This is a genomic window from Pseudomonas sp. W4I3 (assembly GCF_030816195.1).
In the GTDB taxonomy this organism is placed as follows: Bacteria; Pseudomonadota; Gammaproteobacteria; order Pseudomonadales; family Pseudomonadaceae; genus Aquipseudomonas.
The window spans coordinates 2323159-2336386 of the sequence record NZ_JAUSXS010000001.1 but is presented as its reverse complement, the minus strand read 5'-3'; the positions used below and the strand labels follow the sequence as shown (position 1 = coordinate 2336386).

The 13228-nt window shown below is 59.6% G+C and carries 13 protein-coding genes; 8 read left to right on the top strand and 5 right to left on the bottom strand.

What is annotated here, in order from left to right:
* The first annotated feature begins 156 nt into the window (after nucleotides 1-156).
* Nucleotides 157-990 carry a nucleoside-binding protein gene (locus QF045_RS10760; RefSeq protein ID WP_306492172.1) on the top strand — a complete coding sequence of 278 codons (834 nt, stop codon included), beginning with the start codon at nucleotides 157-159 and terminating at the stop codon, nucleotides 988-990.
* Between the two features lie 127 nt (nucleotides 991-1117).
* On the opposite strand, the gene punC is transcribed toward QF045_RS10760, so the two are convergent.
* The gene (gene punC / locus QF045_RS10755) at nucleotides 1118-2296 is read right to left on the bottom strand and encodes a purine nucleoside transporter PunC (RefSeq protein WP_306492171.1); all 1179 of its coding nucleotides are present in this window, start codon (nucleotides 2294-2296) and stop codon (nucleotides 1118-1120) included.
* 122 nt (nucleotides 2297-2418) lie between these two features.
* Here punC and punR point away from each other — a divergent pair, with 122 nt between their 5' ends.
* Complete coding sequence (punR, locus tag QF045_RS10750; RefSeq protein ID WP_306492170.1) at nucleotides 2419-3333, top strand: DNA-binding transcriptional activator PunR; 915 nt, start codon at nucleotides 2419-2421, stop codon at nucleotides 3331-3333.
* A gap of 125 nt (nucleotides 3334-3458) precedes the next feature.
* Here the strand turns inward: punR and QF045_RS10745 are convergent, their stop codons facing one another.
* The gene (locus QF045_RS10745; protein WP_306492169.1) at nucleotides 3459-4628 is read right to left on the bottom strand and encodes an aspartate aminotransferase family protein; all 1170 of its coding nucleotides are present in this window, start codon (nucleotides 4626-4628) and stop codon (nucleotides 3459-3461) included.
* 103 nt (nucleotides 4629-4731) lie between these two features.
* Between QF045_RS10745 and QF045_RS10740 the strand changes: the two genes are divergently transcribed.
* Together QF045_RS10740 and QF045_RS10735 are read left to right on the top strand one after the other, a co-directional pair.
* Nucleotides 4732-5637, top strand: a complete 906-nt coding sequence (locus tag QF045_RS10740; RefSeq protein WP_306494878.1) for a LysR family transcriptional regulator — start codon at nucleotides 4732-4734, stop codon at nucleotides 5635-5637.
* A gap of 179 nt (nucleotides 5638-5816) precedes the next feature.
* The gene (locus QF045_RS10735) at nucleotides 5817-7013 is read left to right on the top strand and encodes an anthrax toxin-like adenylyl cyclase domain-containing protein (protein ID WP_306492168.1); all 1197 of its coding nucleotides are present in this window, start codon (nucleotides 5817-5819) and stop codon (nucleotides 7011-7013) included.
* 53 nt (nucleotides 7014-7066) lie between these two features.
* Here the strand turns inward: QF045_RS10735 and fabV are convergent, their stop codons facing one another.
* On the bottom strand, nucleotides 7067-8260 hold the full coding sequence (gene fabV, locus QF045_RS10730) for an enoyl-ACP reductase FabV (RefSeq protein ID WP_306492167.1): 1194 nt from the start codon (nucleotides 8258-8260) through the stop codon (nucleotides 7067-7069).
* Nucleotides 8261-8535: 275 nt separating this feature from the next.
* Here fabV and QF045_RS10725 point away from each other — a divergent pair, with 275 nt between their 5' ends.
* From QF045_RS10725 to QF045_RS10710, 4 genes are all read left to right on the top strand, one after another.
* A complete protein-coding gene (locus tag QF045_RS10725) occupies nucleotides 8536-9360 on the top strand; it encodes an aspartyl/asparaginyl beta-hydroxylase domain-containing protein (RefSeq protein ID WP_306492166.1) in 825 nt (274 codons plus the stop codon).
* 148 nt (nucleotides 9361-9508) lie between these two features.
* Nucleotides 9509-10882, top strand: a complete 1374-nt coding sequence (gene ppnN / locus QF045_RS10720) for a nucleotide 5'-monophosphate nucleosidase PpnN (protein ID WP_306492165.1) — start codon at nucleotides 9509-9511, stop codon at nucleotides 10880-10882.
* A 167-nt stretch (nucleotides 10883-11049) separates the two neighbouring features.
* On the top strand, nucleotides 11050-11307 hold the full coding sequence (locus tag QF045_RS10715) for an AbrB/MazE/SpoVT family DNA-binding domain-containing protein (RefSeq protein ID WP_306492164.1): 258 nt from the start codon (nucleotides 11050-11052) through the stop codon (nucleotides 11305-11307).
* The gene (locus QF045_RS10710; protein ID WP_306492163.1) at nucleotides 11304-11699 is read left to right on the top strand and encodes a PIN domain-containing protein; all 396 of its coding nucleotides are present in this window, start codon (nucleotides 11304-11306) and stop codon (nucleotides 11697-11699) included. Before QF045_RS10715 ends, QF045_RS10710 begins: the two co-directional genes overlap by 4 nt.
* 128 nt (nucleotides 11700-11827) lie before the next feature.
* Here QF045_RS10710 and QF045_RS10705 read toward each other — a convergent pair whose 3' ends face one another.
* On the bottom strand, nucleotides 11828-12157 hold the full coding sequence (locus QF045_RS10705; protein WP_306492162.1) for a hypothetical protein: 330 nt from the start codon (nucleotides 12155-12157) through the stop codon (nucleotides 11828-11830).
* A gap of 131 nt (nucleotides 12158-12288) precedes the next feature.
* Complete coding sequence (locus QF045_RS10700; RefSeq protein ID WP_306492161.1) at nucleotides 12289-13188, bottom strand: DMT family transporter; 900 nt, start codon at nucleotides 13186-13188, stop codon at nucleotides 12289-12291.
* Nucleotides 13189-13228 lie beyond the last annotated feature (40 nt).

Sequence of the window (13228 nt, the reverse complement as noted above, 5' to 3'; positions counted from 1 at the left end):
GTGAGGGGTCTCTGTTTTTGTTGTGCGCTCACTGTATGCAATGTTGAGACTGTATGTCCATAGAGTTGTATACAATCAATCGAACAAGATACCCTGCCGCGGCGTTACAAAAACAATCCGGCCGCTATGAGCCAGAACGCCAAAGGACCCAACAGAATGAAAAAGGCATTGCAGGGCGCCACCGTCGCATTGACCCTCCTCGGCGGCGGGGAGGCAGTCGCAGTGGAATGGATGAACAACAGCATAGGGTTTCGCTACGGCCAGCACTTCACCAACCCGAACAACCCCGACGACTTCAGCAAGCGCATCTACAGCTTCACCCACGCCAGCGGTTACCAGTACGGCAGCAACTTTCTCAACCTGGATGTGTTCCTGTCCGACAGCAAGGACCCGCGCAAGGGCACCGACCACGGTGGCAGCGAGGTGTACGCGGTGTACCGGCACCAACTGTATGCCTCACGGGTATTCGACACGCCGCTGGGTAGCGGGCTGATCAAGGACTACGCGCTGACGCTGGGCTTCGATGCCAACCGCAACAACAACTTCGCTTCCGCCAAAAAACATGCGCTGGTGATCGGCCCCACCTTGAAGTTCAACACCGTCGGTGTGCTGGACCTGAGCCTGATGTACTACAAGGAAAAGAACCACACAGGCATTCCCGGCGCGAAAGAATCGAACCACACCTTCGACGACACCTACATGCTCAACCTGACGTGGATGCGCCCATTCGAGATCGCCAACCACGCGGCGAAATTCCAGGGTTTCATCAATTACGTGGGGGACAAAGGCGAGGACTATCACGGCCGCGATACCGCGCCGGAAGCCCTGATGCGCACCGCACTGATGGTGGCGGTGCGGCCGGGCAAGAGCGTCAAGCCGAACCTGTACCTCGGCGTGGGTTACGAGTACTGGCATAACAAGTTCGGCGTGGACGGTGGCCGCGGTAGCCGCACATCAACGCCGACGGTGAATATGGAAGTGACGTTCTAACTGCCGAAACTCGACTTAAATGTGGGAGGGGGCTTGCTCCCGATAGCGGTGTGTCAGTCACTGCTGTTGTGGCTGATATACAGCTATCGGGAGCAAGCCCCCTCCCACAATTTGACCGCATTGCAAGTCAGGCGCTGGCCAGTTCGGACGCATTGCCCTTCGGCCGTGCCAGCCAATAACCCAGCACCGCCAACGGCGCGGTCGCCAGCATCACGATCGCAGTAATCAACAGCGGTTGCTCGATCATCGAAGACACCACCAGGCTGGCGAGAAAGCACAAGCCCAGCTGCAGGGTATTTTGCAGCGCCGCCGCCTTGCCGGAATTTTCCGCAAACGGCATCAGCGCATTCGCTACTACGATCGGGTAGCTCGCCCCGTTGCACAGCGCCATCAGGCAGAACGGAATCAGCAAGGTAGTGAGGGTCGGCACTGTCAGGGTCGCAACCAGATACAACGCCACCATGCTCAGGCAGTAGAAGCCGAGCAGCCACGGCAGCAGAGTCTTGCCCGGCAAACGCTGCAAGGCGCTGCGGCAACTGTAGCCACCGACGAGAAACGCCAGGGTCGGCAACACGTAGCTGAGGCCGATGTCATTCGGGCTGTAGCCCATGGCGCCAAGGATGAAAGGCGACGCGGTCAGCCAGGCAAAGAAACTGGCGGAGCAGGCGGCGAATATCATGACGTTGCCCGTGAATATCCTTGAGGTGAGCAACTGCGCGTAGCCCAGGCGCACAGGTGCGTCCGTCTGACGCTTGGGCGGGCTGCGCAGGAACACGGTTGGCAGCAGCAAGAGCAACGAAACCCCCAGCAGCACGCCGAAAATCGCCTGCCAGCCAAAGTGGTTCAGCGCCATCGCGCCCAGCAACGGCGCCAAGGCCGGCGACAGCGACATCAGCGGCATGATACTGGCGAACACGCGATGAGCCCTGTCGGCCGGATAGCGGTCAATCACCAGCGCCTGCCAGCTCACGGCGGCGGAACACACGCCGATCGCCTGGATAAAACGCAACGCCCAGAGTTGCGGCGCGGTCTGCACCCAGAACATGCCGAGACACCCCAACACAAACAGGCTCAACCCCGTGAGCAGCACCGGCTTGCGCCCGAGCCGGTCGGACAATGGGCCCCAGAGCAATTGCCCTACGGCAAAACCGGCCAGGAAAATACTCAAGCTGGCGCCAACTGCGCCGGCGCCAATCTGCAACTGCGTGCCCATGGCGCCAAACGCCGGCAGATACATGTCCATGGCGAGATAACCGAGCATGCTCAGCCCCGCCAGATACCCTGTGAAACCAAAAGAATTTTTCATTGAAGCCTTGTAAGTCCTGCCATCAAACTATTTGCTGACTGGCGCCCATTATGAAGCTGACAGTTTCCCTGTGAAGCGATAATAATTGGACATTCCTATCAATAATTTTGAAGGCAGCCGCCATGTGGTCCGAATACTCGCTGGATGTAGTCGATGCCGTCGCGCGCCACGGCAGCTTCAGCGCCGCCGCGCAGGAACTGCATCGCGTACCGTCGGCCATCAGCTACACGGTGCGTCAGATTGAGGAGTGGCTGGCGGTACCCCTGTTTATAAGGCGCCACCGCGACGTGGAGCTGACGCCCGCCGGCCGACTGTTTATAGACGAAGCCCGTGGCGTGATGAAAAAAATGCTCGGCACACGGCGCCTGTGCCAGCAGGTGGCCAATGGCTGGAGCGGTCAATTGAAGGTGGCGGTGGATTCCATCGTCAAGCCGCAGCGCTGTCGGCAGCTGGTGCTGGATTTCTATCGGCAGTTTCCCGAAGTGGAATTGCTGCTGGAGTACGAGGTGTACAACGGCGTGTGGGATGCCTTGGCGGACGAGCGCACCGACATCGTGATCGGCGCCACCAGCGCGGTGCCGGTGGCCAGCCACTTCACCTTTCGTGACATGGGTTTGTTGAACTGGTTGTGCGTGGTCAGCGCCAAGCATTCCCTGGCCAGCGTCAGCGGCCTGCTCAGTGACGATCAACTGCGCCCATTCGCCTCCCTGTGCATGACCGACACCTCACGCAACCTGCCCAAGCGCGACACCTGGACCCTGGATAACCAACGTCGCCTGGTGGTACCCAACTGGTCATCGGCCATCGACTGCCTGCGCGATGGGCTGTGCGTCGGCATGGCTCCGGCGCATCAAGTGCTGCCGTGGATCGAGCGCGGTGAGCTGGTGGCGCTGCAGCTGCACCGGCCCTTCCCGGCCAGCCCGTCGTGCGTGGCCTGGGCGCAGAACAAACTGTCCCCGGCCATGGCGTGGTTGTTGGAGTACCTGGGAGACACAGAGACCCTGAACCAGGAGTGGCTGAACGGTAATGACCTTTGAAGGTGACGCGGACCCTCTGTGGGAGAGGGCTTGCCATAATGCCAGTCAGCTAGAAGCAGCAGAAGCGGGAAGAATTTGTGGCGAGGGAGCTTGCTCCCTCGCCACAGTACGGTGTTCGCCTTAACTCACTCCAATAGACGCGTGATTGCCCGCACGATCATCTCGACTTCCTTGGCATCCAGCGTGAGCGGCGGCAACAGCCGGATCACTTTGCCCCGCGTCACGTTGATCAGCAGCCCGTGTTCGTGCGCCGCGCGTTGGGCCAGGTCACGGTGGGCGCTGGCCAGTTCGATGCCAATCATCAAGCCCTGCCCACGAATCGCCACGACCTGCGGGTGCTCGCTCAATTCCACCCGCAGCCGCGCCAGCAAACGTGCGCCCTGCTGCGCGGCGTTGTGCAACAAGCCCTGCTCTTCGATGATCTCCAGCACCGTGCAACCGACACGACACGCCAGCGGGTTGCCGCCGAAGGTGCTGCCATGACTGCCGGGCGTGAACAACTGGGCGACGGCGGCGCGGGCCAGGCAGGCGCCAATCGGCACGCCGTTGCCGAGCCCTTTGGCCAGGGTCATCACGTCGGGGACGATGCTTTCGTGCTGGAAGGCGAACCAGGTTCCGGTCCGGCCAATGCCCGTTTGTATTTCATCAAGCATCATCAGCCAGCCGTGGCGCGTGCAGTGATCGCGCAAGGCTTGCAGGTAGCCGGGAGGTGCCGGCAACACGCCACTTTCGCCCTGGATCGGCTCCAACAGCACGGCAGCGATGCGCGGCCCGAACTGCTGGGTGATGCGTTCCAACGCGTTCAGATCGCCAAACCCCACCTTGAGAAAATCCCCCGGCAAGCGTTGAAAACCAAGGCGCACCGAAGGCCCATCACTGGCCGCCATGGTGCCTAGCGTGCGCCCATGGAAAGCGTTTTCCATCACCACCACCAACGGTTGCTCAATGCCTTTTTTCCAGCCATGCAGCCGTGCCAGCTTCAGCGCCGTCTCGTTGGCTTCAGCTCCAGAGTTATTGAAGAAGGCGCGGTCCAGCCCGGATAACTGGGTCAGGCGCAGGGCCAGCCGCTGCTGCCAGTCGATGCTGTAGAGGTTGGAGGTGTGCAACAGCAAACCGGCCTGCTCGCTGATGGCCGTGACCAGCCGAGGATGGGAATGGCCGACGTTGGTCACCGCCACACCGGCAACCGCGTCCAGGTATTCGCGGCCCTGCTGGTCCCACAGACGCGTGCCCAAGCCACGGCTGAAGCTCAGGGCCAAAGGTTGATACGTGCTCATCAGGCAGGCGGCGGTCATGGTGGCAGGCTCCAGTCAATCGTTGAGAGGCCTTGAGTATCGTTAGCCACCCTCAGTAGATAAACTGTGATTTCATGCAATGACTTTGAAGCAGGGCTTGATAATGGATGTGTTCCAGGCAATGTCGGTGTACGTGAAAGTGGTGGAAGCCGGCAGCATGACCGCCGCCGCGCAGGAATGCGGAATGTCGACCACCATGGTCGGCAATCACTTGCGCGCCCTGGAGCAACGCCTGGGGGTCAGCCTGCTGATACGCACCACTCGAAAACAAAGCCTCACGGAATTTGGTGGGCAGTACTACCAGCGCTGCCTGGAAGTACTGGGGCTGGTGGCTGACTCCGAGCTGCTGGCAGAACAGATCCACAGCGAAAGCCCCAAAGGCAGTCTGCGTATCACCGCCCCCCCAGTGTTCGGCACCGAACGCCTGGCACCGGCCCTGAGCGAATTTTCCCAGCGCTACCCGCTGATCGATCTGCACGTGAAGCTGAGCAACGAACGGATGGACTTGGTTGACAGCGGCTTCGACGTGGCGATCCGTCTCGGCGAACTGGAACCCTCCAGCCTGATCGCCAGGCCCATGCAGGCCTACACCCTCACCCTTTGCGCGTCACCGGCGTACCTGGCCCGGCGTGGCACTCCATCAAGGCCCGATGACCTGCGCCGGCACGACTGCCTGGCGTTCGCCTACCCTGCAACCGACAACTGGCGCGACACCAGCAAGCTCTGGCGCATGACCGGAGAGGAAGGCGAGGTGGAGGTTCCGGTGACCGGCTCATTGACCATCAACAGCTCGCAAGGCTTGCGCCAGGCAGCCATAAACGGCATGGGCATCATCATGCTTGCCGATGCCCTGGTGCAACCGGACCTGGAGAGCGGCAAGCTGGTGGCCTTGCTGACCGCCTATCAACTGTCCAGCCGTCCCATGCACCTGCTGTATCGCCAAGACCGCTACCGCTTGCCCAAACTGCGCGCCTTCGTCGACTTTGCGATGGAAAAGTGGGCGCGCTAGAAGTCTCCCGCCTCGCGTAGATGTGCGAGGGTCGCCCGGCCACGGTAGGACCATTCTGAAAACTAAAACGCCCCCTCACAGCGCGAATAGCATCGTTTAAGGTCGGCTTTCATTTAAGGGAGCCCCATGGCTGAAAGGAATTTTCTATGCGGCCATCAACGTGACGTAGAGGTGTTCCAATGATCAACATGCTTCCAACATCACCTTCGGCGCTCAGCCTGCAATTGCTGCAACGTCACCAGGCACTCCTGCACACCAGCGCCAGCCAGGATGCCAATCACCTGCGTACGCTGGTAGAGCAGGTAAAACAGCACACAGGAATAGTGTCGAGCCATCTCGCCCCCTTGCAACAAATAGCAGTAGCAACCAACTCCATCATCGGCATACGCCCGGTCGAACGCGTGGCCACCGGGCTGATAGAGGCCGGGCATCCCACCAAGGACTTTCATATCAAAGGCAAGAGTGCCAACTGGGGACCACAGGCCGGTTTGATCTGTACGGACCAGGCATTCAGCAAACTTGAACAGGCCGCGCAGACATCACCGGAAAAACTGGCCAAAGCCAACGCGCAGATCCTGGACTGCATCGCGCATGGCCATGCGATCCCGATCCCCTTGGAAGTCTCGCGTCATCGCATTGACGAACTGGTGAAACTTGGCCAGATCACTGAGGTGGCAGCCGATAAAACTGACGGTACCCTGCAATTGAGCGCCCGAGGGCCGAGTCAGCAGTCGTATACATTCGATGCTCGTCCCGTCTCGCCTGGGCACGACAATTTTCTCATCACGCACAAAGGCAAAGCGCTTGAAGTGCTGGCCAAGCAAGCAGAAGGCAAGGCGTTGACCGCCGACTATGACCTGCACATGATCGCGCCTCACCTGAGTGACGTCGGCGTTCAGGACAAGCTGCCGGTACCCGATGTCGCCCACAGCGTCTTCAAAGACCGAGTTGGCCGCTACCAGCAGGTGCCACAGGAATTGACGGCGGACTTTAAAAGCGCCGCGCATTTCTACCGAAAGGAAAATCCCGATCTCGGAAACATCACACCGCGAATAGAGGGAATGATCGGCATCATCAACCAGAAGTTGGTCGGCGATGGAGAGCGGGTGGTCCACCACAACGCAGACTCAGGCAGCCCAGCGACGGAAGTGGCTGCGAACTATCCGGCAACGTTCTTCCTGCCCTCAAAATTGGGCAGGTTCGATGAAATAAGCATCATCCATGACAGCCGGGAAATGGCCGAGCTGATAAAAACCGCCAAAGACAGTGGTTATCACGTGCCGCTCAATCCACTTTGGGAGAAGGAGGTGGTGAATATCAGGCGATCAGACTTCACCCTGGCACAACAGCGCCTGTCGGGTTCCAGGCACGCCTGACATCCATTGCAGCAAGCAGCGGCCCGATAGTCAGGCCGCCGCCGTTACAGCATTTACGCCTGGACCAGACCGTTGATCTCGACGGTCGGGTTCACGTCCGCTTCGTAGTCCACGCCCTCGATTTCAAAACCGAACAAGCGCAGGAACTCAGCCTTGTAACCGGCAAAATCGCTGATTTCGTTGACGTTTTCATCGGTAACCTGGTTCCACAGCGCCGCCACGGCGTCCTGAACCTTCGGCTCAAGCTCGGCGAGGTCGGCGCGCAGGCGGCCATCCGCATCCAGCTTCGGCTCGCTGCCGTACAGGCTGTCCTTGAACAGGCCGTAGACTTGCTCGATGCACCCTTCGTGAGTGCCCTGCTCTTTCATCACGCGAAACAGCAGCGACAGGTACAACGGCATGATCGGGATCGCCGAGCTGGCCTGGGTGACCACGGCCTTGAGCACCGATACGCGAGCGTCGCCCTTCAGTGCAGCGAGGTTTTCGCGCAGGGTCAGGACTTTCTTGTCCAGGTCTTTCTTGGCTTCGCCGATGGAGCCGTTCCAGTAGATGTCCTGGGTCAGTTTCTCACCGAGGTAGGTAAAGGCAGTGGTCTTGGCGCCTTCGGCCAGTACATCGGCGTCACGCAGGGCGTCGATCCACAGTTGCCAGTCTTCGCCGCCCATCACTTTGACGGTGCCGTCGATTTCTTCCTGGGTGGCAGGCTCAAGGGTGGTGTCGACCACGACGCCCTTGTCGGTGTTGATACCGCGCAGGGTCACGGCCTTGCCGATCGGCTTGAGGGTGGAGGTGTGCACCACGCCTTGCGGGTCGGTACGGCGTGGCGCGGCCAGGCTGTAGACCACCAGGTCGATTTTGCCCAGGTCTTTCTTGATGGTTTCGATGGTCAGGCGCTTGATCTCATCGGAGAACGCGTCGCCATTGATGCTCTTGGCGTACAGGCCTTTTTCCACGGCAAACTTCTCGAACGCCGCGCTGTTGTACCAGCCGGCGGAGCTCAGCTTGCCTTCTTCGCCTTCTTTCTCAAAAAACACGCCCAGGGTGTCGGCGCCGCAGCCAAACGCGGCACTGATGCGCGCGGCCAGGCCGTAACCGGTGGAAGCGCCGAGGACCAGCACCTTCTTTGGGCCGCCTTCGATGGCGCCGTGCTGGGTGACGTAGTCGATCTGCTGCTTGACGTTCGCTTCACAGCCAACAGGGTGAGCCGTCACACAGATAAAGCCACGAACCCGCGGTTTGATGATCATAAAAATTCTGCCTCTTCCAAGGTGCCGAAGGCCAATGGTGGCCATTCAACTTCAATCGTACCGGTCTATGACGTCTGAAAAACCGAAGCGTCACGATAGTCGCAAATCTTCCGTTCTCAAAATTCAATCCACCCCAACCCAGGTCATGCTTGGCCGCGGTTACAAATTGTGCAGCGGCTTCACAATTTTCGAACTATTTAAAACGCCTGCGCTCGTCATAAACCCTTATCATGACCATATTGTTTCATTATGTTTCAAAGTTGGAGCCGCGTTTCATGAGCAAAAGTGCCGTTGGTAAAAAGCTGATCTCCCTCGCCTGGGTGCTCGGCGTTTTACTGTTCATCGCCTGTTTCCCGCGTTCCAGCCTGGTTTTTTTGCTGCTGGTGGTGTTTTGCGGCCTTTATGACTTCCTGCGTAATGGCCTCTATGACCGCGACACCATCAAGAAATATTTCATCGGCAACGGCCGCAATACCTGGATTCTGGCACCATTCAATACCCTGTTCGACCTGGTGAGCAGCCGCAACCGCCATGTCTACACGATGCGCGACCTGCCGCCCGCCTGGCGCGAAGACTTGCAACAGGTGATCGACGATGCCATGGCCCGCAAGGAAGAAATCATCAGTTACCTGGACGAACGCATGGCCGAGAAGAAACGCGGCATGCTGTTTTTCCAGTGGTATGGTCGGCCGATCGAAACCACGCTGGACATCCCGCAACTGCGCAAGAAATTGCCGTTTGTGAAGACCATCGGCGTGTCGGTGTTCAACGAAAACCGCTCGACGTCCTTCCATTTCGGCCCGCTGCGCATGATGTTCCGCGTGCTCTACAACATGGCACCGGCACCGCACCACGAGGGTGTGTATATCCAGGTGGGCAAGCACAAGCACTATTGGCACAACGACCCGCTGTTTATCTTCGATGACACATTGATGCATGCGTCCTTCAACAAGAACGACGCGAAACGCTACTGCCTGTTCATCGATATCGTGCGACCGAGCCGCATCCCCTCCGTGTTGAACGCCGTGATCTCCGGCTTTGCCGGCCTGGTGTTTACCCTGCGTCGGGTTTTCTACAAAAACTGGAAGCTGATCCAGTGAGTTCTGCGGCATGATGGTGCTGGACGGTATTTGCGCTCGGCGTTGCGCCTGAGGTAAATAACTGTCTCGTGCGACCTTATACGGCGCGCATCATTCTCAAGCCATCGCGCCTTAATGGCGGCGGTGGCTGTGCTTTCAAGGAATCAGAATGCCCCAACGTCATGTGATCAATGCCTCCGTCAGCCCCAAGGGCAGCCTCGAAACCCTGTCCCAACGTGAAGTGCAGCAACTGAGTGAAGCCGGCAGCGGCAGTATCTACACCCTGTTCCGCCAGTGCGCGCTGGCGATCCTCAACACCGGCGCACATATCGACAACGCCAAGACCATCCTCGACGCCTACAAAGACTTCGAAGTACGTATCCACCAGCAGGACCGTGGCGTACGCCTGGAACTGCTCAACGCCCCAGCCGATGCCTTCGTCGATGGCGAAATGATCGCCAGCACCCGCGAAATGCTGTTCAGCGCCCTGCGGGACATCGTCTACACCGAGAACGAACTGGGCAGCCAGCGCATCGACCTGAGCGACTCCCAAGGCATCACCGACTACGTGTTCCACCTGCTGCGCAACGCCCGTACGTTGCGCGCAGGCGTCGAACCGAAGATCGTCGTGTGCTGGGGCGGCCACTCCATCAACACCGAAGAATACAAATACACCAAAAAAGTCGGCCACGAACTGGGCCTGCGCAGCCTGGACGTGTGCACCGGTTGCGGCCCCGGCGTGATGAAAGGGCCGATGAAAGGCGCAACCATCGCCCACGCCAAACAGCGCATCACCAGCGGCCGCTACCTGGGCCTGACCGAGCCGGGCATCATCGCCGCCGAAGCGCCAAACCCGATCGTCAACGAGTTGGTGATCCTGCCCGACATCGAGAAACGCCTCGAAGCCTTCGTGCGTGTCGGCCACGGCATCATTATCTTCCCCGGCGGCGCGGGCACTGCCGAGGAATTCCTCTACCTGCTGGGCATCCTGATGCACCCGGACAACCGCGACCTGCCGTTCCCGGTCGTGCTTACCGGGCCCAAACATGCGGCGCCTTACCTGGAACAACTGCACGCGTTCGTCGGCGCCACCCTTGGCGAAGCGGCCCAGAAGCACTACCAGATCATCATCGACGACCCGGCTGAAGTCGCGCGCCAGATGACCGCCGGGCTCAAAGCGGTGAAACAGTTCCGTCGCGAGCGCAATGACGCGTTCCACTTCAACTGGCTGCTGAAGATTGACGAAGGCTTCCAGCGCCCCTTCGACCCGACCCACGAAAACATGGCCAGCCTGCAACTGAACCATGCGCTGGCGCCCCATGAGCTGGCGGCCAACCTGCGCCGCGCATTCTCGGGCATCGTGGCGGGTAACGTGAAGGACAAAGGCATCCGCCTGATCGAAGAAAACGGCCCGTACGAGATTCACGGTGACCCGGCGATCATGAAGCCGCTGGATGAACTGTTGAAAGCATTCGTCGCCCAGCATCGGATGAAATTGCCGGGCGGAGCAGCGTATGTGCCGTGCTACCGGGTAGTGCAGTGAGCCAGCGGGGCTCAGTCATAGTTTGTATCGGTTTAGCGCACGGCTGAAGGGGTGGGAATCGCCAGTCCAGACTAGGGTTCTAATCACGAACCCACCTCTGCGAGCAACCTATGGACCAACGGATATTGTCCTCTGTCATTCCTTACCCTAGGGTAAGGAATATCACGATGGAGATCTTTATTATGGCTACCGCCACACTTACTTCAAAAGGGCAAATTACCATCCCCGTCCAGGTCAGGACGGCCCTGGGCCTGGAAACAGGCGACCGGGTGGAGTTCGTCGAAATGGAAGACGGCAAGTTTTCCATGATCGCCGCGAGCAAAACCGTCGCAGACCTCAAGGGGCTGATTCGCAAGCCTGCCCATGCCGTGTCCATCGAGGACATGAACCGTGCCATCGCGGCACAGGGAGCAAAGGCTGGATGATCGGGCTGGATACGAACGTGCTGGTGCGCTACGTCACCCAGGATGAACCGGTTCAATCAGCCAAGGCGTCGCATCTGATCGAATCGTTGACCGCCACGTCACCGGGCTTTGTCAGCCTGGTGACCATTGTGGAGTTGGTGTGGGTACTGCAGTCCTGCTACCAATCGGCCAAAAGCGATGTGGTGATGGTGCTCGAAACCCTGTTGCATACGCGCGAGCTCACGGTTGAGCACGCCGATATCATCTGGCAGGCACTGCGCAAGTTTGTTGCGAACAAGGCTGACTTCGCCGATTGCCTGATCGAACGCTGCGCCCATGCCGCCGGCTGCGAGTACACCGCTACCTTCGACCTCAACGCAGCCAAGGCAGCGGGCATGAAGCGGATCGGCTAGGCCGTCTTTTGTAGGAGCGAGCTTGCTCGCGAGAAACGCCAACGATTACGCGAACATTCAGGTAGCACGCGGCGCCTGTGGTTTTTTCGCGAGCAAGCTCGCTCCTACAAAGGGGAGAGGCCGCTCGGTCAGCGCACCCAGCCACCGACCTGCCAGTGGTAACCATCGTTGTGCTGAACCCAGTGCGGATGCACATAGCGATAGCCTTCGCGCACCGGCTCCCAATGTCCGTGTACCGCCACATAGCGTCCGCCTTCCCAGCGCCAGTAACCGCGTGACCAGATATAGCCTTCGCGCACCGCCGGCTCGACTTCGATCACCTGCACCGGCGGCGGCTGCGGCGCCACGACTTCTACATAGTCATGCTGTACTGGCCTGCGTTCATGCACGACACGCTCTTGCACACACCCGGATGCCGCGACGACCACCGCCGCCATTGCCGCGTAACGTAGCAACATACAAAACCCTCGGGCGTGATCGCCCTGTACCTGTATCTGAAAGAAATCCCCCCTTGTTCCAGCCTGGCTCCTGCCTGGGCTTGGGTTATTTTTAACAGGAGATGTCTGTCAGATTGCTGAACCTTAAGGGCTCAAGAGGCGCAGGCGACGGCCGGCCGCTTCAGGCGCAGCAGCAGTAGACCGGTAATGACGACGGCGATGCCCACGTAGGTCGAGGCCTGGATCCTGTCGCCGAACATCAGCGCCGCCCATACCAGGGTGACCGGCGGCTCCAGATAAACCAGCGCCGCAACCTGGGTAGCGGTCATCACGCGAAGCAGCTTCCAGAGGCTCAAATAGGCGGCAAAGGTGGAAAACACCGTCAACCACACAATCGACACCCGTACGTCGGTGTCATGGGGAATGCTCAAGGTATCGGTATACAGCACAGCGGCAGTGAAGCCGAACAACGTCAGCAGCGATTGGATAAACAGCGGCACCAGCAAACCGGCATTCTGGCTCTGCGGCGAACGACGCTCGTACAGCGTCGCCAGCGTCAGCCCCAATGCCGACACCAGCGGCAACCCATACATGAGCAGGCCAACCCCTTTTGCGCCGTCGCTGTACTGCCCGGCGATCACGATACCCACGCCGACAAAGCTGATCACCAGCCCCAGCCATTGCCAGCCGCCGCTGCGCTCAGTGGCGCTGCCTGCCGACAAGGCTGCTGTCATCAACGGCTGCAAGGCTGCGATGATCGCGGCAATACCCGGCGGCAAACCGTTCTGAATCGCCACATAGAGGCAGCTCAGGTACAAAAACTGCGACAGGCAGCCGACAACCGCGTAATGGCGGACCTGCGCCCATGACACCTTCAACAGCCTGACGTTCAGGAACACCCCCAGGCATAGCGACACCAGCAGGAATCGCCAGAACAGCAGGTTGAACGCACCGCCGCCCTGGGTACCCAGCTTCGCGCCGATATAGCCCGAACTCCACGACAGCACAAACGCCACTTGCAACAGCAGCAATCCCAGCGTTGATCGCTTCATGCAGCCTCCAGCCCTTGTAGGTTGACTTCAAGGCTAAGGA

Bases quoted from the DNA above. Each gene is read 5' to 3' on its own strand.
- QF045_RS10760 (WP_306492172.1), top strand. From the start codon at position 157: ATGAAAAAGGCATTGCAGGGCGCCACCGTCGCATTGACCCTCCTCGGC.
- punC (WP_306492171.1), bottom strand. From the start codon at position 2,296: ATGAAAAATTCTTTTGGTTTCACAGGGTATCTGGCGGGGCTGAGCATG.
- punR (WP_306492170.1), top strand. From the start codon at position 2,419: ATGTGGTCCGAATACTCGCTGGATGTAGTCGATGCCGTCGCGCGCCAC.
- QF045_RS10745 (WP_306492169.1), bottom strand. From the start codon at position 4,628: ATGACCGCCGCCTGCCTGATGAGCACGTATCAACCTTTGGCCCTGAGC.
- QF045_RS10740 (WP_306494878.1), top strand. From the start codon at position 4,732: ATGGATGTGTTCCAGGCAATGTCGGTGTACGTGAAAGTGGTGGAAGCC.
- QF045_RS10735 (WP_306492168.1), top strand. From the start codon at position 5,817: ATGATCAACATGCTTCCAACATCACCTTCGGCGCTCAGCCTGCAATTG.
- fabV (WP_306492167.1), bottom strand. From the start codon at position 8,260: ATGATCATCAAACCGCGGGTTCGTGGCTTTATCTGTGTGACGGCTCAC.
- QF045_RS10725 (WP_306492166.1), top strand. From the start codon at position 8,536: ATGAGCAAAAGTGCCGTTGGTAAAAAGCTGATCTCCCTCGCCTGGGTG.
- ppnN (WP_306492165.1), top strand. From the start codon at position 9,509: ATGCCCCAACGTCATGTGATCAATGCCTCCGTCAGCCCCAAGGGCAGC.
- QF045_RS10715 (WP_306492164.1), top strand. From the start codon at position 11,050: ATGGAGATCTTTATTATGGCTACCGCCACACTTACTTCAAAAGGGCAA.
- QF045_RS10710 (WP_306492163.1), top strand. From the start codon at position 11,304: ATGATCGGGCTGGATACGAACGTGCTGGTGCGCTACGTCACCCAGGAT.
- QF045_RS10705 (WP_306492162.1), bottom strand. From the start codon at position 12,157: ATGTTGCTACGTTACGCGGCAATGGCGGCGGTGGTCGTCGCGGCATCC.
- QF045_RS10700 (WP_306492161.1), bottom strand. From the start codon at position 13,188: ATGAAGCGATCAACGCTGGGATTGCTGCTGTTGCAAGTGGCGTTTGTG.